The 16,743-nt window shown below is 37.0% G+C and carries 16 protein-coding genes and 1 pseudogene (1 of these 17 running past the window's edge); 9 read left to right on the forward strand and 8 right to left on the reverse strand.

The genetic code is table 11. The features are described from left to right. Nucleotides 1–198, forward strand: the 3' portion of a protein-coding gene (locus ACHZEU_RS07345) for a Parvovirus coat protein VP1-like protein (RefSeq protein WP_404804300.1). It extends 66 nt beyond the left edge of the window; the window shows 198 of its 264 coding nt (coding positions 67–264); the start codon falls outside the window, past its left edge; its stop codon occupies nucleotides 196–198. 24 nt (nucleotides 199–222) lie between these two features. On the opposite strand, the gene ACHZEU_RS07350 is transcribed toward ACHZEU_RS07345, so the two are convergent. Continuing rightward, nucleotides 223–1,008 (reverse strand): GNAT family N-acetyltransferase, encoded by a 786-nt coding sequence (locus ACHZEU_RS07350; RefSeq protein WP_404804301.1) that lies wholly within the window; start codon nucleotides 1,006–1,008, stop codon nucleotides 223–225. Between the two features lie 133 nt (nucleotides 1,009–1,141). Here ACHZEU_RS07350 and ACHZEU_RS07355 point away from each other — a divergent pair, with 133 nt between their 5' ends. After that, nucleotides 1,142–1,648, forward strand: a complete 507-nt coding sequence (locus tag ACHZEU_RS07355) for a GNAT family N-acetyltransferase (protein ID WP_305193175.1) — start codon at nucleotides 1,142–1,144, stop codon at nucleotides 1,646–1,648. Between the two features lie 50 nt (nucleotides 1,649–1,698). On the opposite strand, the pseudogene ACHZEU_RS07360 reads toward ACHZEU_RS07355, so the two are convergent. Further along, nucleotides 1,699–2,202 (reverse strand): annotated as a pseudogene (locus ACHZEU_RS07360) (pyridoxamine 5'-phosphate oxidase family protein). A 168-nt stretch (nucleotides 2,203–2,370) separates the two neighbouring features. Then, nucleotides 2,371–3,234: an AraC family transcriptional regulator gene (locus ACHZEU_RS07365; RefSeq protein WP_066036610.1), complete on the reverse strand. Its 864-nt coding sequence runs from the start codon at nucleotides 3,232–3,234 to the stop codon at nucleotides 2,371–2,373. 278 nt (nucleotides 3,235–3,512) lie between these two features. Here ACHZEU_RS07365 and ACHZEU_RS07370 point away from each other — a divergent pair, with 278 nt between their 5' ends. From ACHZEU_RS07370 to ACHZEU_RS07380, 3 genes are all read left to right on the forward strand, one after another. Continuing rightward, nucleotides 3,513–4,244 carry an MFS transporter gene (locus tag ACHZEU_RS07370; RefSeq protein ID WP_404804302.1) on the forward strand — a complete coding sequence of 244 codons (732 nt, stop codon included), beginning with the start codon at nucleotides 3,513–3,515 and terminating at the stop codon, nucleotides 4,242–4,244. Between the two features lie 42 nt (nucleotides 4,245–4,286). Next, entirely contained in the window at nucleotides 4,287–4,742 is a 456-nt protein-coding gene (locus ACHZEU_RS07375; RefSeq protein WP_404804303.1) for an MFS transporter, read from the forward strand. Between the two features lie 84 nt (nucleotides 4,743–4,826). Then, complete coding sequence (locus ACHZEU_RS07380) at nucleotides 4,827–6,173, forward strand: M20 family metallopeptidase (protein ID WP_404804304.1); 1,347 nt, start codon at nucleotides 4,827–4,829, stop codon at nucleotides 6,171–6,173. Between the two features lie 35 nt (nucleotides 6,174–6,208). Here the strand turns inward: ACHZEU_RS07380 and ACHZEU_RS07385 are convergent, their stop codons facing one another. From ACHZEU_RS07385 to glnA, 3 genes are all read right to left on the reverse strand, one after another. Next, a complete protein-coding gene (locus ACHZEU_RS07385; protein WP_048391274.1) occupies nucleotides 6,209–7,504 on the reverse strand; it encodes a transcriptional regulator in 1,296 nt (431 codons plus the stop codon). A gap of 458 nt (nucleotides 7,505–7,962) precedes the next feature. Further along, nucleotides 7,963–8,157 (reverse strand): hypothetical protein, encoded by a 195-nt coding sequence (locus ACHZEU_RS07390; protein WP_048391275.1) that lies wholly within the window; start codon nucleotides 8,155–8,157, stop codon nucleotides 7,963–7,965. An 85-nt stretch (nucleotides 8,158–8,242) separates the two neighbouring features. Further along, nucleotides 8,243–9,577, reverse strand: coding sequence for a type I glutamate--ammonia ligase (gene glnA, locus ACHZEU_RS07395; RefSeq protein ID WP_048391277.1), 1,335 nt, complete (start codon nucleotides 9,575–9,577; stop codon nucleotides 8,243–8,245). Nucleotides 9,578–10,162: 585 nt separating this feature from the next. Between glnA and ACHZEU_RS07400 the strand changes: the two genes are divergently transcribed. From ACHZEU_RS07400 to ACHZEU_RS07415, 4 genes are read left to right on the forward strand one after another with little or no spacing between them, the layout of a single operon-like run. After that, nucleotides 10,163–11,296 carry a SpoIIE family protein phosphatase gene (locus ACHZEU_RS07400; protein ID WP_404804305.1) on the forward strand — a complete coding sequence of 378 codons (1,134 nt, stop codon included), beginning with the start codon at nucleotides 10,163–10,165 and terminating at the stop codon, nucleotides 11,294–11,296. A 6-nt stretch (nucleotides 11,297–11,302) separates the two neighbouring features. Next, complete coding sequence (locus ACHZEU_RS07405; protein WP_404804306.1) at nucleotides 11,303–11,722, forward strand: ATP-binding protein; 420 nt, start codon at nucleotides 11,303–11,305, stop codon at nucleotides 11,720–11,722. 27 nt (nucleotides 11,723–11,749) lie between these two features. Continuing rightward, nucleotides 11,750–13,447, forward strand: coding sequence for a methyl-accepting chemotaxis protein (locus ACHZEU_RS07410; RefSeq protein WP_404804307.1), 1,698 nt, complete (start codon nucleotides 11,750–11,752; stop codon nucleotides 13,445–13,447). Nucleotides 13,448–13,485: 38 nt separating this feature from the next. Continuing rightward, nucleotides 13,486–13,872 carry an STAS domain-containing protein gene (locus ACHZEU_RS07415; RefSeq protein WP_404804308.1) on the forward strand — a complete coding sequence of 129 codons (387 nt, stop codon included), beginning with the start codon at nucleotides 13,486–13,488 and terminating at the stop codon, nucleotides 13,870–13,872. A gap of 569 nt (nucleotides 13,873–14,441) precedes the next feature. On the opposite strand, the gene ACHZEU_RS07420 is transcribed toward ACHZEU_RS07415, so the two are convergent. Together ACHZEU_RS07420 and ACHZEU_RS07425 are read right to left on the reverse strand one after the other, a co-directional pair. Beyond that, complete coding sequence (locus ACHZEU_RS07420; RefSeq protein ID WP_404804309.1) at nucleotides 14,442–15,788, reverse strand: sodium-dependent transporter; 1,347 nt, start codon at nucleotides 15,786–15,788, stop codon at nucleotides 14,442–14,444. Between the two features lie 219 nt (nucleotides 15,789–16,007). After that, the gene (locus ACHZEU_RS07425; protein ID WP_404804310.1) at nucleotides 16,008–16,595 is read right to left on the reverse strand and encodes an ECF transporter S component; all 588 of its coding nucleotides are present in this window, start codon (nucleotides 16,593–16,595) and stop codon (nucleotides 16,008–16,010) included. Nucleotides 16,596–16,743: the final 148 nt, after the last annotated feature.

Consider the following 16,743-nt stretch of genomic DNA (forward strand, 5'->3'; position numbering starts at 1 on the left):
GGAYCAGGTACGRCTARAAATGKAGTGGATGCTTGCTGTAAACTGCATGATGAATGCTATGAACGCCACGGTAGCACAAAATACTGTGATGAATTGTTTCAACAATGCCTCCGTCCCCATATGAACGCTCCAAATAAAATGGCTAGAGACGCTAGACTATTCTATCGAGTTTTTGAATTACGCAATCGTTTCTTTTAAAAGCAGATAAAGCTCACGATGTTTTTAATAACCGCGTGGGCTACTTTTTGTATAGATAGTATATTTTTGTGGTGTCGTAAAACCAAGCTTTGTGCCTAGGTGAATGGATCCTGTATTCGAAATATCACAATCCCAACAAGGCTTTAGCTGGTTGACAAGACAATGATCTATAAATGCTTCTGCAATGCTACTTGCTAATCCTTGTCCTCTAAAATTCGAATCTGTCATAATATCAATTTCTGCATACTCATTTGATTTAAATATTGAGACGGCTTCGCTAATGATTTGTTCTTTATGTACGAAACAAAAACCAAAGCCATTTTTGAGGAAATTAGAGGTAGAATCCCAATATTCCTCATAATATGTCTGATCAAATTCCAGTGAATTTTTAATCAAGGGTTCAGTAATAAATTTGACTTCGTAATCACGTTCCCCATGCTTCTCTCTATGATTATAAATATTTTCATCAAATGTAAATGTATAGCGTTCTAGCTTTCTCAGCTGGTTATTTAACAATTGTTCGATTTTAGTATTCCACTGTTCATAATAAGAAAATAAGGTAAACCGTTTCTGTTGTTCTATAGCCTGTTGCAAACAATAGGCAAGCTGATAATCAATCGAAGTCTTATTTTCATCGCCATATACATAGTATATCCCTGATTTCGTGTGAAATAATAATGTTTGAAAAGCAGCTGTATCAGAATAGACAGCTCCTTCTATCATTCGATCTAGTATACTATACACAAATGTCGGGGCTCTTGAAATAAATTGTTTAATGATAGGATATTGCTCTTCCGAGACTTTTATCATGCTATTTCCTCCAGTATTTTGCAGTATGTATCATTTCTATTATAATAAACTTATATCCATATGAAGGGACTGAATTATGCGCAGATAGCAATATTTTTCATCCAACATCATCATAATTTTGGAGGTAAAAGTATTGATTGAAAATATCGACACGGAAAGATTGCGGTTACAAAAAATGGAGAAAGCTGATGCTAAAAGTTTATTAACCATTTGGTCTGATCCTGATGTAACCAAGTATATGAACATTACTCAGTTTACACAAGAAGAGCAAGCCTTGGAAATGATTGAACTTCTAGAACAATTAGCTAAGCAACACAAGGCAATCCGCTTCTCTATTTTTGAAAAGGCATCCAATCATATCATTGGGTCATGTGGCTTTAATATGCTTGATTATGACAATGCTCTAACAGAGATTGGCTATGATTTGGGCAAGGAATATTGGGGAAAAGGCTATGCAACAGAAGCTATAACTGCTTTAATTGATTATGCCTTTAAGCACTTAAAAATGGAAACAATTGTGGCAGAAGTTGACGCTGCCAATATCAATTCAATCAAGGTTTTAAAAAAATTGAATTTCATTTACCAAGAGAAGCACAATACTGAAGATACTCTACAACTTTACACTTTAACAAAATCGTAAGAAGAAAAGGCTAAGCATGGTAGAATCCAACCAATACTTAGCCTTTTTGATTAATGATACATGCCGTGATTAATTTTCCCTGTCAGCTTTTCTATTATTACTTCAAATAGTTCAATTTTCGGCATAATCGGATAGCCTTCTCTTTCAAATGTCCATTCAGGCTTGCCATACTTCTCCAGTAACGCATCAAAGAACCATTCTTTTTTCGTTTCCTCTTCAATTCTTTCGATATGTCCAAACMAAAMAAYRMWTKGMTAWWCWWKYRMKGRKWGANAKRMRKRKKWWTTGCCTGGATGTAAATCACCCATATCGCAAACTTCTATACAAATTTTAGGATTTTGTTTGATATTTGACCAAAAGTGACTTTCTCGAAGATTACCAATATGCAAGTATAGTTTGTCCTCCCCTTCATATACATAGACAAACGGAATAACATAAGGAAAACCTTCCTCATCAACTGTTGCAACATGCGCAACTTTTCCCAACTTTAAGTACTGCTGTGCGTCCTCTTGTGAAATTTCMACACGTTTGTTTTGAATCGTACCTCTCATCATTTCTTAACCCCCTCATGAAATTATGTAACGATTAATAAACGCCACTTAACCGTTTATTTTAAACATATATATATTTTACATCTTTAATAAAACTAAAAAAAGGGGAAATTTTTTTAATAGAATAATAAAAGCCAAGGATACACTAGTATAGCATCCTTGGCTTTCTTGTTATTTAATTGGAATCCAAATTTCTGAATACGAATCAGGGCTATAAGCATCCTCTTCAGGATAAACCTCTAACTCTGCTGTTCCTGCTGGTTCATATGGGTTGGATGGGAACCACTCAGAATAAATTTGTTTCCACGTATTTTGCATTGCATCAGGCATAGGTCCATGTACTTCAAAGATAACCCATTTGGATGCAGGTACTTCCATTGTTAAGAGATCTTCCCCTACTTCTCCTACATGATCAGTAGCAATCCAATAATCAATGAAGCCCTTTTGTCCCTGTTCAGTATTTGGTACACAAACACCTAATACGCCATTGACCGTGCCATTATTTAATTGGTATAGCTGGTGATCAAAGCCACTTTGGTTTACCTCTTGCCAAAATAGAGGTATTTCCGTTGTATTCTCCCCATTTTGACAGTTGTATGTTCTTTTTACACCCACAATTTGAAACTTGTCTTTTTCAATAATTTTATATTTCATTGGTTCTGCTCCCTTCAAGCTTACCTGTATGACCAGGCGATTATATGATTGTAATGGTCCTTGCTTCTTTCTTGCTTCACTAGGCGTAACATGGTGCTGTTTTCGAAACGCTTTAGTAAAGGCTTCAGGAGTTTCATAGCCGTATTTGTAGGCGAGATCGATTATTTTTTGTTCAGTACCCAGCAATTCTTGTGCAGCTAATGTTAATCTTCTTCGTCGCAGATAATCTGCAATAGACATATCTGTCAAAATGGCAAATGTTCGCTGAAAGTGAAAGACAGAAGAATTAACCTCCTGCGCAATCTGTTCAATCGTAATATCCTCTAATAAATGCTCCTCCATATAATTAATGGCCTTTTGTATCGACTCAATCCAACTCATTGCTTTCACTCCTTGATTCCATCTTAAAATAGATATCGCTGTATAACCTGTCTTTTTATGCTAACTTTGGACAGGTTTTAAGGGAAGTATTTTTTATGATCTACTCTCCTTGCTTAATTTCGTCCTTCATCTACACTTTTTTCTCTATCTCCTCAAAATTTCATTGTACTCGAAATCAAAATATATTGAAAAATAACAATAATGTATTTATAATAACGGACAAGACCTTKATTGTCCTTAAATAAAAATAAAGCGTCCTAAAAAGGAGGAAGAATTGAATGAGTGAGTTACATACGCAATTGAGTGTTGGCAAACGAAATTTTATCTTTTCATTATTATTTCTAGCATGGTTWGTCGATTCATTAACWTTGTTCGGTATGAATGTGGCCATTATCCCCATTAGCAAAGAATTACATTTAACACAGACACAAAGCGGGTTGGTCATCAGTAGCTTTTGGCTAAGCAGTGCACTGATGACATTGCTAGCAGGATGGGCCTCTGATAAGTTTGGCTCACGGAAAATAATTGTTATTGCTGTTTTCATGATTTCCCTCTTCTCCCTACTGACTGGGATGATTGGCTCTTTTATGGCAATCTTAGCTATTCGTTTTATTCTTGGTCTTGGTGATGGTGGTTTACCGACAGGCAGTGGCGTTGCCATTACGGAGATTTTCAAAAAAGATGTTCGTGCACGGGCTAAATCGATGCTTCTAGCTGCTCAATTAATTGGTGGTGTTCTTGCTTTGTATTTGGCTGGTTTAATTGCTGATACTTGGGGCTGGCGCACAATGTTTTACATTATTGGTGGTGTTGGTCTAATTGTCACTCTTTTATTGTTTAAGTTTTACAATCCCCCAAAGCTTATTAAACAACAGGTGGCAGAAACTTCAAATGGTCGTCCAATGAAAGAACTCTATAAAAGTTCATTTTTATGGATGCTTGTCGTGATGTACTTTTGCTCAAGTACAGTCCATTGGGGTTTCTCGTCATGGCTTCCCTCCTATTTGTAACAAACGCGGAATTTAAATTTACGAGAAGTCTGATCACTTGCTATGATTCCACAGGCTTGTGGATTAATCGCAGCTATTATCACAGGATTTTTAATTGAKAAAGGACTTGCTGGAAAAGAAAAAATAATTGTATTGATTGGTGCCATTGTTTCAGGCCTATGCCTTTATATGATGTTTAATGCATCGAGTATTCAGTTAGCGATTTCCTTTCAGAGTATCTTCTCTATAGGGGATTCAGCCATTTCAATGGCAATTTTGGCCATTCCGCTTAAGTATGTTTCTCAAAAAATTATAGGCTCTTTTTTAGGCATGATGTATTTCGCTAGTGGTATGGCTGGCTTTATTGCCCCAACAGCCATGGGTGCTCTTATTGATGGTTTTGGAGGCTCATTCCAAGCAGCCTTCTTCTTCCTAATCGGCGCCTTAGTCATCGTGGTAATCTGTGCGGTATTCTATAGAATTCCATCAAAGAATAGTAGTTTAATTGATCATGCATAAAAAGAAAGGTAAGGGTGAGTTTATTTGACCAAATATAGTAGACTATCACAAATTATTKAAGAAAAACGAKAAAAATTAATTGAAGTGAGTAATCAAATCTGGCRAWATSMTGAAACAGGATTTGAAGAATTTAAATCTGCTGAACTATTAAGCAAAGCACTAGAGGATGAAGGTTTTGAAGTGGAGAAAGGTGTTGCCCAAATTGAAACCGCCTTCATAGGAGAGAATGGTCATGGCAATCCTGTCATCGCATTTCTAGGAGAATTTGATGCGCTTACTGGTTTAAGTMAACATGGCGGTATAGCGCAGBCAAATCCACAAGAAGYAGKAGGTAACGGTCATGGGTGTGGACATAATTTATTAGGTACAGGTTCACTTGGTGCTGCTATTGCATTACGTGATTACATGCAAGAGAACAATATCGAAGGAACGGTCCGTTATTACGGTTGTCCTGGGGAAGAAATCGGTGGCGGTAAGACCTTTATGGCAAGAGAGGGTGTTTTTGATGATGTTGATATTGCTTTGACTTGGCATCCAGGAACAACGAATAATATAATGTCGGTTGCCACACTAGCTTGTTACGAAGTGTACTTTAAATTTAAAGGTAAAAGCGCCCATGCAGCTGCTAGCCCTYACTTAGGGAGAASTGCTYTTGATGCTGTGGTGTTGATGAATATAGGAGTAAATTATTTACGAGAGCATATCATTCCTGAAGCAAGAGTCCATTATGCCATTACAAATACAGGTGGTTTTTCTCCAAATGTTGTACAAGCAGAGGCAGAAGTTTTGTATTTTGTAAGAGCTCCAAGAGTTTCTCAAACGGAGGATATCTACCAACGTATTTGTKAAWTTGCAAGAGGTGCTGCTCTGATGACTGGTACTGAGGTAGAAATAGATCTAGCTTCAGCTCTTTCTAATGTGCTTCCAAATACAACATTAGAACAGGTTATGTATGAAAATTTCATTAAATTAGGTACACCTTCTTATTCAGATGAGGAAATACAATTTGCTAGTGCTATTCGTAAAACACTATCGGAAGAGGAAAAAAAGGTGGATGTGCAAAGAAATCGTCAATTAGCTGGAAAAGATATTGCGGATATTATTGATCCATTTAAGCCTGATGAATTTATGGCTGGATCTACTGATGTAGGTGATGTTAGCTGGCTTGTCCCAACTGCACAATGCATGACCGCATGTGAACCACTTGGAACCCCTCTTCATACATGGCAAATCGTAGCAACAGGGACAACTTCCTTAGCACATAAAGGCATGCTTCATGCAGGGAAAGTTATGGCTTCTACAGCACTGGATGTCCTTCTACAACCAGAATTAATTGAACAAGCGAAGGCAGAATTAATTGAACGTCGAGCTGGTGAGGTATACACTTCCCCTCTGCCATCAGATGTAAAGCAATACAAAATTCGCTCATAGCATAACAAGAGAGTCCATATATCTATGGACTCTCCTTAGAATGGAGAAATTTTATAAACCTTACGTGGACGTCCGCGTGTATGGGGTTTCTCCTCTGCAACGACTTCAGCAAATCCTTTTTCCTCAAGGGTTGTTAATATTCTGCGCGCACTTCGAGCTGGTATCTGCATATATTTTGCTAGCTCATTAGCATTCAGCTCATCACTTGCTAATTTTTTCAATGAGGACTTTAACTTATTTAATGTCATCACACTTAAGGTGGTTTTCTGACTTAAAGCCTCTAATTCTTCTGAGGTATAGGAGTATGTAAGTTGTTCAGGCTTTCCAAGCGGTCCTGCAATTTTTTTATCATCAAAACAAACCATCCATGAACCCTTACCGCATTCCTTTGCATGCAATAAGGCATTTCCAGCGTTTATTTCTGCGTCATATACCGTTTGACCAATCCCAATTCCACAAGTCATGGCCTCTTGATCTAGCGGTGTGAAATCTTCTATATCAGGCATTTGGTTAAAATTCTTCGTTATATCCTCCATTAAGCCTCTCGTAGTGAAAATCACATAACGCCCAAATCTTGTAGATTTAATGGAACCATGGATGCTTTTTGTGTACGTCAGCAAATGCTCCATTATCTTAAGTTCCATTCTAAACAGCTCATCTGTTGAGAAGTTATTTTTTGCGATTCCTAAAAATGGATCAATTTCGATTATTTGTACAGCAATTTGAGTCGCCTTATAGCGTAGCATTTCATATGTTCGTAGCATATTCGTAATAACAGCCTCTACAGCCATCGAGGATGGGAACAATCGATAGGTTGGAACACCTAGCAGTTGTAGTTCATGATGAATGGGATGACCAGTAATGGCAGCCTTTGTTTGGCCACTTTCCCAAAGCTTAAAATGATAGTGCACAAGCTCTTTTAATGAAATTGTCTCCGATTCCACAAATTTAGGCTTTACTTCAATCCCTGCCTCCACCAAGGCCTGCTCCCATGCATCACTATTACCAGCATCGTAGCTAATTTCATTCACGTCGATTTTGTGTTCGTACAATACCTTTAACACGGTTTTATATAAGGATGATCCTTTATACATAACATAAAAAACTGGTGTCTTTAGTTGGTTCCAACTTTGCACAATATTATAGGTGATGGGCCCTGTACACAGCCACATATCCATTTCTTCCATCAATAAAGGTGTCACTTTTTCATCTAAATCCTCTTGTGCTAGACATTCTATCGAGGTAAATATAAACTCTGGCCAATTTTTCAAGACAGCTTCGACAAATTCAATCGAGTCTGAAGGGCCAAGAAGACCTAACCGTATTTTCAACCAAACCCCTCCTTTGTTCGATGAACATGATAATTTTATTATAGCAAAAGTATATAAAATACATATAAATTTCCGACAACTATCGATTTTCATTTACCCACTGTAAATATAAGAGAGGAGGTATTTTTTGTAAAATACCAAGGTGCTTTGGATAAAAAAACAGGTGTTTCCATCAAGTGGTAAAATGGCAGTAGAAAACTTTGAGGCACGCTACATTCGGCAGGATAACAAGCTATTTCATTAAGATTATTAAAGAAGTTATTATAAGACTTAATGAAGTTGTGGATGTTCATTACTTTGAAACTTACTGGTTAGGGAGAAAAATAATGATCCGTGATCCAGATGAATTAATTTATGACAATCCAAGGAGGAAGAAACCCGATTACCATTAACCTTTCCAACAATCGAGTTTATCTTTTATTAAAAAAAGTCACGTCTCATCGACATGACCCCTCTTGTTAAATAGTGTAATTGTTTTGCTGATAAATAATTAAAGCAGAATGGATGACTGTCTGCTCTCCAATAAAGAGCGTATTGTATTTGATATCAAGTATGAAAAAGCCTTTTAAATCTACTAAAGCACGGTTAATATCAAGTTCAAATTGAACAATATCATTGTTTTGAATTGTCACAACTTGAGTTATCTGTGTCATCGTTCACACTCCTTTAATCTTATGATAGAGCAAAAAGAAGTACATGTCACATAAAAAAGTTGGAGCTAAAAAAGCCCCAACACCTTTAGTACATCGTTAAATATTCCTCACGCTCCCAGTTATGGACACGTGTGCGATATTTATTCCATTCAATTTCTTTGGCAGCTGTAAATTTATCATAAATATGGTCACCCAATGCATCACGAACAATGGTATCCATCTCTAATTCAATTAGCGCAAATTCTAATGAGGATGGTAAACTATCAATCCCGTTCAACTCCCGATCTGCTGCTGTCATTTTATAAATATTACGGTCTACCGCGGCTGGTGGTGTTAAATCTTTTCGTATACCATCCAGYCCAGATGCTAGAATTACAGCCATTGCTAAATAAGGGTTTGCTGCTGGATCAACTGAGCGCAATTCAATTCGTGTAGATAGCCCACGTGCTGCTGGAATGCGAATTAATGGTGAGCGGTTTTGAGCAGACCATGCTACATAGCAAGGGGCTTCATAGCCAGGTACTAATCGTTTATAGGAATTGACAAGTGGATTCGTGATAGCTGTAAAACCATGCACATGCTTCATAATTCCTGCCATAAAGCTACGTGCGGTTGCGCTTAATTGCAAGTCTGCATGTTCATCATAGAAGGCATTTTTATCACCTTCAAATAAGGAGAGATTAAAATGCATTCCTGAGCCATTGACCCCAAATAGTGGCTTTGGCATAAATGTTGCGTGGAGACCATGCTGTGCAGCAATGGTTTTTACCACCAGTTTAAATGTTTGGATATTGTCACATGCCTCAATAGCACTCGCATACTTAAAGTCGATTTCATGCTGGCCTGGTGCTACTTCATGATGAGACGCTTCAATTTCAAAGCCCATCCCCTCTAGCTCTAAAACAATATCACGACGACAGTTCTCTCCCAAATCAGTTGGCGCTAAATCAAAATAGCCTCCACTATCATTTAATTCCAGTGTCGGATGCCCTTTTTCATCCAACTTGAATAGGAAAAATTCAGGCTCTGGCCCTAAATTAAACGACGTAAAGCCCAGCTCCTCCATTTCCTTCAATACTCGTTTTAAATTGGAGCGTGGATCTCCTTCAAACGGTGTACCATCTGGTCTTGCAATATCACATATAAAGCGTGCTACTTTCCCCTTTTCAGCAGTCCAAGGAAAAATCACAAAGGTATTGATATCTGGCTTTAAATACATATCTGATTCTTCAATACGCACAAAACCTTCGATTGAAGAGCCGTCAAACATAACTTTATTATCTAGCGCTTTTTCTAATTGACTGACAGGAACTTCCACATTTTTGATTGTCCCTAAAATATCTGTAAATTGTAGGCGAATAAATTTCACATTTTCTTCCTTTACTCGGCGTATAATATCTTCTTTGGTATAATGTTTCATTCTTCACCACTCCAATGTAATTTTAATTAACACGTTTTTTATAACTGCTCTAAAAATACATTAATTTTGAAGAATAAGCAATATATATGTAAGGTTTTATGACATACCTTTTATCGAATATATTAATCCTTATTTTAGATTAATTTCTCTTACCCTATTTCCATCTCAAATAGCGATCTTTCATCTTTAAAAAAGGGCAAAATTACCATTTTCTACAAAAGGCCTTTAGTCTTATAAAAATTCTTCGTCATTCTAAAAATAAACAGTCTAGTATCAGGACTAGAGACGAAGCATTCACTACTTCCACATGCATCAAATGTAGATATATCAAGAACATCGTTAAAAAGATAACCCGTGAACCCTATCCAAGAACCAAGATGTCAAAAATCCTATTGATTAAGTTTTACTTTATATCACAAAAGCCTTGTATAATGCGATATTTATTGGTAAATTTATAGCAAATTAGAATTTTAATTTATTCATATTATCAGTAAATACGGAGTATATAATTATGGTTAGAAATCATTATGTTGGCTTCCAGGAAATATTTAGTTATAGATACATAAGGCGGTGAATTAAGTAGGCATGTCAGTATTAATTATTGGCAGCGTAAGTAATGATGTGCTACGTCTGCAAAAGTATTTTCATCGTATCAGCATCCCCAATATATATTGCTTTTCAACAACGGAAGCAGCAATGAACTATTTAGTAGATTCAGCTTTGAAAGATGAGCTAGAATTAATCGTACTTGACACGAAAATGACACTCAGCAATTGCGAGGAAATTTGTCAGCACATTCATGTACTTAAAAATTGGATAGATGTCCCTATCCTTCTATCTACTACCTACGAAAAAAACATAACAATCGATAGGGTTTTTGAAGCAGGCATTTTCGACTTTATTTTAAAGCCGTTTGATTTTACTCATTTTAAGACTCGAATTCAAGTAGCCTTAAAATATCAGAGGGAAGCCAAGCTTCGAAAGCAGCAAGAAAGTATGATTCAAAAAGATTTATTTGTTGCAAAAAAATTCCAAAAGAACGCACTATCTCCTCCATTAAATCTTGAGCAAATACAGGTTGATGGTCTTTACGTAACATCCAATACACTAGGAGGTGACATGTACTGCTGGTTTAAGATTAATGACCATTTAACCGCCATTCTTCTGTACGATGCAATGGGGCATGGCATAGCTGCATCACTCGTTACTATGTCCATCAGATCATTATTAAAAGGAATGATTACTAAGTTAATTGATCCAGTAGCCGTAATCCAAGAACTTAACCGCCAAATTTACGAGCTATTTTCTGATGAGGATATGGACCGTTTTTTAATGACAGCAATCTACATACTTCTAGATACAAAAAACGGCACTTTGCACTATGTGAATGCGGCTCACCCTTCTGGTTTTTTATTTGGAAAATTTGGAGAAACAGTCTTCCTCCCAGCGAATACGCCTATCCTCGGACTATTCCCTACTATTCAAATAAATAAAAAAANNNNACCTTTATCAGGCTGGCATCGTATTATTCTTTATACGGATGGATTATTAACATTGAACGAGCAAAACTCAATTGATATGGACTTTTTCTACGCCTATGCTTCACAGGATAACAGCTATGCACTACAAAAGTTTTCTCAAAAGTACAATTTATTTGATAATGATTACAGCGATGACATCACAGTCGTTTCAATAACAATTACATTAAAGGGTAGGTGATTGAAGATGGAATTCACACYCAATGTAAATCCTGATACACAAGCTATAGCCTTTATTGATCAAGTAATGGAGAATTATACAGAGATATATAATCTACCTTATAAACGAGAGTTAAGATTTGTTGTTCATGAACTAGTCATCAATGCCGTAGAGGCTATGGGAAAAATTAATACACCCGCTCAAAAGAAGATTCAAATACAAGTAACTCAATCAAACGAAGAGATAAAAATAACAGTCACTGACGAAGCAAAAGGCATTGACGAAAAGGACTGGGACAAAGTTCTTCAATTCGATTTAGACAAATTTGATTATGCTGATCGTGGACGCGGTTTATTTTTTGTCAAAAATATGGTCGACCATATTTGGTTCGAAAATATTTCTGAAACAAAATTTTTAGTTGGTATTTCCAAAAAGATTCATCTATAAAGTAAACGTAAAATTGGGGGCGTTTTAATGAAGTTATCTATACGAAAGAAAATGAADCTGCTTATATTTGGTTGTATTATTTTACTTACTTCCCTTTTAGCAGGAGTCAATTTTTTTGTTGCCAAGAACAATCTATTAGAAAGTGCTGATACAAAGCTTTTATCAGATATACAGTTGAGCTATGAATATTTAGACGCTAAATATCCTGGTGAATGGTCCATTAAAAACAACCAACTCTATAAGGGCGATATCAATATGGTAGAAAACTTTGAGGTAGCTGATAAAGTTGGAGAACTCACAAACGGGAATGCTGTATCCATCTTTCAAAACGATACGCGTATAAGTACCAATATAGTGGATAATGGTGAACGCGCTTTAAATACAAAGGTTTCTGACGAGGTTGCTACTGTTGTACTAGGAGAAAAAAAGCGCTTTATCGGTTCTGCCAATGTCTTAGGAAGKTTGCATCAAGCAGCCTATGATCCGATTGTAAATAGTCAAGGCGAGGTTATCGGTGTATGGGCAACCGCTGTCCCTACCGCTCCTTATATAAGCATTGCCACAAAATCAGCACTGGAGAATGTAGCGATTTCCTTAGTGATCGCCATTGTAATGATTGGAGGAATTAGTTGGTTCTTACAAAAGCAAATTGTTAATCCTATTAACATTCTAAGTACCAATGCCAAGGAACTAGCAGAACTAAATTTAAATGTTAAACTGTTAAACCCTAAAGGCAAAGATGAAATCGCTGAATTAGCACGCGCATTTAGTAGTATGAAAAATCATTTAACAGAGACGATAAAGATTGTGGCTGGTAGTGCACATCAAATTGCAAAGTCATCACACACTTTGGCAGAATCATCACATCAAACAAGCGAAGCATCTAATCAGATCGCACTAACAATGAATGAAATCGCCGTTGGTACTACCACTCAATCTGATCAGGCTGAACGAATAGTTTCAATGATGCAAAAAACGCTTGAGGAAGTATCAAAGAGCTTACAAAAAGCTGAAATCACTTTAAATAGCGCTATCGAATCCACTCATATCGCACGTAAAGGAGAAGAAGCCATCAATGAAGCGATTATGCATCTAAGGGATGTTACGAAAACAKTGTCTTATGCAACAGATTCTATCCAAAAATTAGGCAAGCGCTCTGAAGAAATTGGTGGTATTATTACCGTTATCACTGGCATCGCAGAACAAACGAATCTGTTAGCACTAAATGCGGCCATCGAGGCAGCACGAGCAGGTGATCAAGGGAAAGGTTTTGCTGTCGTTGCATCAGAGGTTCGTCAATTAGCTGAACAGTCAAGTTTAGCAGCTGGACAAATTACTAATCTTATTAATGATATCCAAGCGGAAACATCTGTGACCGTACGAACAATGGAAAGTAATTTACTAGCTGTCGAGGAGCAAGTAACGATCATCAATAAAGGCGGAAGTGCCTTAAAAGAAATCGTGGAGAAAGTTGTCGAAACTGAAGAAGGTGTCGAACAAATGAAAGTGGCATTTACACATGTTAACGACAACTCCCTAGATGTGCAACAAGCCATTCAAGATATTTCTCGCATCATCGAGGACGCGGCAGCAGCTACAGAAGAGATTGCCGCAACCTCAGAAGAGCAATATGCGACTGTTGCCGAAATTACACAAAGCTCAGATGAGTTATCATCAATTGCTGATAAATTACAAAATGAAGTGAATAAATTTAAGTTTGAATAAATCCCCAAACAAGAAAAGAAAAATGGAGGCGCTATAGGATGAATCAGAAGAAAATTGCAATGAATATTGACACAAAGGCTGATTATATTGTGATTGCGTTTACAGGCGATTTAGAATACGGGATGATTGAAGAAATAAAGTCAGAGCTGCAAACACTTAGCTTAGACACAAAACACGGATACATTATCGATATGCAAAAGGTAACAAATATTGATAGTACTGGATTCGGGAKSMTCKKKWATTTTGCTAAGAAGGTGTCTGTAAAAGATAAGAAAATCGCCATTATTGTCGTCGATGATTTCATTCGCAACTTATTCGCTATTTCACAGGTTGATAAAGTATTCCCTATTGCCGAAAGTGAAGAACAAGCAAGGAAGATTATTAAAGAAGATTGGCTAGGTGAGCTATCACTTAACGATTATTAATCTCTATAATCATAATAAAAGGTGTATTCCTATTAGACGGAATACACCTTTTTATGTTGTTAAAAAAAGAAGATATCAACGGTAGAAATAGTAACTTTGCAAGGCGAGAGGTTGATTTTCGTTCCGCCAGCGTCCTTTCCAGGGGGGCGTCCGATGAGCCGCTAAATCCCATAGGAGTGACGCTATCAACCATTCTACAAAGTGTCTTTACCTCATAGTAGCATAGCGATCAAATCACCCATTATTTGTATTCTTAGAGGGGATAGGCTCTTATTTTCAATGTGGAGAAGTGATGAGTGACAACACCTCTTCATAAAGGGTAATGAACTCCTTTACTTTATTTGAAAACCTTTGCTAAAAAGATTGAGATTTTTTGGGTTGGTGCGGAAGGCTTCTTGACTCCCGTGGATTAACGAGACAGGTGAGCCCCTACACGGAGGAAGCTGCTGGCACTCGCCCACAGGAAAGCAAGTAGCCTTCAATAGAAATCCACTTCTACCTTTCTATTGACTGTTATGTTTTTAACACTAAGAGAAGGTATTTTTCCTATGGCGGAATATACCTTTTCTTTAATACTGCAGTAGCATATTAACAAACACAACTAGAATGATAATCGGTACAACAACTAGCATTAACATACGATATGTCGAATAATACCCTTGTCCCATTTGACTTCCCGTTAGCAATTCTCTCTTCACAAATTCTTTATCCACTACATAGGCAATAAAAATAGCAATGAATAAATTCCCTAGCGGAAGCATGATATTCGACACTAAAAAATCGGTTGCATCAAAGATACTTTTCTCAAAAATCATTATATCCGATAAAACACTCGAAGAAAGCGCTGCTGGAATGGCTGCAATAAACACGACTATACCAAGTAAAAGTGTCCACATTGGACGCGATTTCTGACTATGCTCCATAAATGCCGCGACGATAATCTCATATAAACTAAATGATGACGTTAATGTAGCAAATAAAAATAGCAATAAAAACATGGCTAAAAACACTTCACCAAATGGCATTTGACTAAATGCTGTTGGTAGCACCATAAATAGCAAACCTGGACCCGCTGCTGGCTCTAAATCAAAGGCGAACACAACAGGGAAAATCGCTAAACCTGCTAAAAATGAAACAAGCACGGTTAACAGCACTACAGAACCCGCTGAATTCGGAAGACTGACATCTTTTTTTAGATAAGAGCTATATGTAACTAGACAAGAAAAACCTACTGCTAACCCAAAGAACGATTGCCCTAAGGCTTCTAATAATGCCTTACCCGTAATATTCGAGAAATCAGGCCATAAGAAGAATTTTACCCCTTCCATTGCCCCATCTAATGTAACTGCACGCACAACAAGGACAATAAACATTATGAAAAGTAACGGCATCATCCATTTATTGGCCTTTTCAATCCCATTTTGTACACCTAATGAAATCACAAGTACGTTGGCTAATGTAAACAACACTAGACCAACTAGCGTAATCCAAGRCGTGCCTATAATTTTTCCAAATAATTCAGCAGGATCTACTGCTGGATCAATTACCGCGCCAGCTACACCTAGCCCGCTATAAATAAAGATCCAACCTCCAACAACGCTATAAAAAGTTAATAATAAAAAACAGCCTAGCACGCCCATTCGACCAATCCAGGCCCATCCTGGCTTAGTTGGAGCAATTTTTTTATACGCTGTTACAGCCTCGGATTGTGTACCACGTCCTAAAACATACTCGGACAATAACATCGGTAGTCCTATTAACAAGGTAAATAACACAAAGATAAGGAAAAATGCTCCTCCACCACTTTGTCCTGTTACATAGGGAAGTTTCCAAATTGCCCCTAGTCCGATCGCCGCACCAGCTGATGCTAAAATAAAACCTAATTTACTAGACCATTGTCCTTTTTTTCCACTCATCTCTTCAAACTCCTCAAACATTCTAAACTCTTCTCTATTTTACATGAAAATATAGCTTTCGACTAGKTTATAATTATAAAGTACTAGTTAGCTTTTTTACCCCATTACTTTTTTCTATATTTATCCGTTAGTTTTGCCTTTCTATTCTTTACACCTTTCCCTATCCATCATTCCTTCCAACAAAAAACCTCAGGTATGTTCACCCGAGGTTAGTAAAAATTATTTTGTTATATAGATAGAACGCTGGCGGTCGATCCACTTGCGCATAGTTGTAAATAAAAACGCCATAATAGCCGTTAATAAAATACCTTTCACAATGTTAAATGGTAAAATCCCAGCGATAATCATTTTATAAAGTGAGTCACCTACAACCGGTTCCATTCCTAAGAAGTATGTGTACATCGGTAAAAATACTGCGTAGTTTAAAATACTCATCCCTACTGCCATTACGACTGTTCCTGTCGCTAAACCTCCAACAAGACCAGCAATTGTTTTAAAGCGATTAAAANTAAGACTTACAGGCAAAATAAATAAAATACCTGTTGCAAAGTTGGCAATATGACCTACTGGCAMACCTGTTGGCGTTCCAGAGAAAATCCAATCCAATACATTTTTAAATAATTCTACTAAAATACCAGCTACAGGCCCCATTGTGATGGCTGCTATTAATGCAGGCATATCACTAAAGTCGACTTCCAAGAATGCTGGGAATGGTGGAATTGGGAAATTAAAAAGCATTAATAAAAACGAAATACTGCTCAGCATGCCAATCGTAATAAACGATTGAAGTTTAACATTTTTCTTCATAGAAAACTCTCTCCTCTTTGCTGATTCAATCTCGCAAGAAGAAAGGTGACGATCTTTCAATTGTTAGCACGAAAAAAACCCTTATGCATAAAGAGCACAAGGGAGAAAGGCATGACGAATAGGCGTCAATTTAAACTATTTTTGAGCA

The organism is Lysinibacillus sp. S1 (genome assembly GCF_044986265.1).
Taxonomy (GTDB): domain Bacteria; phylum Bacillota; class Bacilli; order Bacillales_A; family Planococcaceae; genus Lysinibacillus; species Lysinibacillus capsici.

Bases quoted from the DNA above. Each gene is read 5' to 3' on its own strand.
- ACHZEU_RS07350 (WP_404804301.1), bottom strand. From the start codon at position 1,008: ATGATAAAAGTCTCGGAAGAGCAATATCCTATCATTAAACAATTTATT.
- ACHZEU_RS07365 (WP_066036610.1), bottom strand. From the start codon at position 3,234: ATGAGTTGGATTGAGTCGATACAAAAGGCCATTAATTATATGGAGGAG.
- ACHZEU_RS07390 (WP_048391275.1), bottom strand. From the start codon at position 8,157: ATGACACAGATAACTCAAGTTGTGACAATTCAAAACAATGATATTGTT.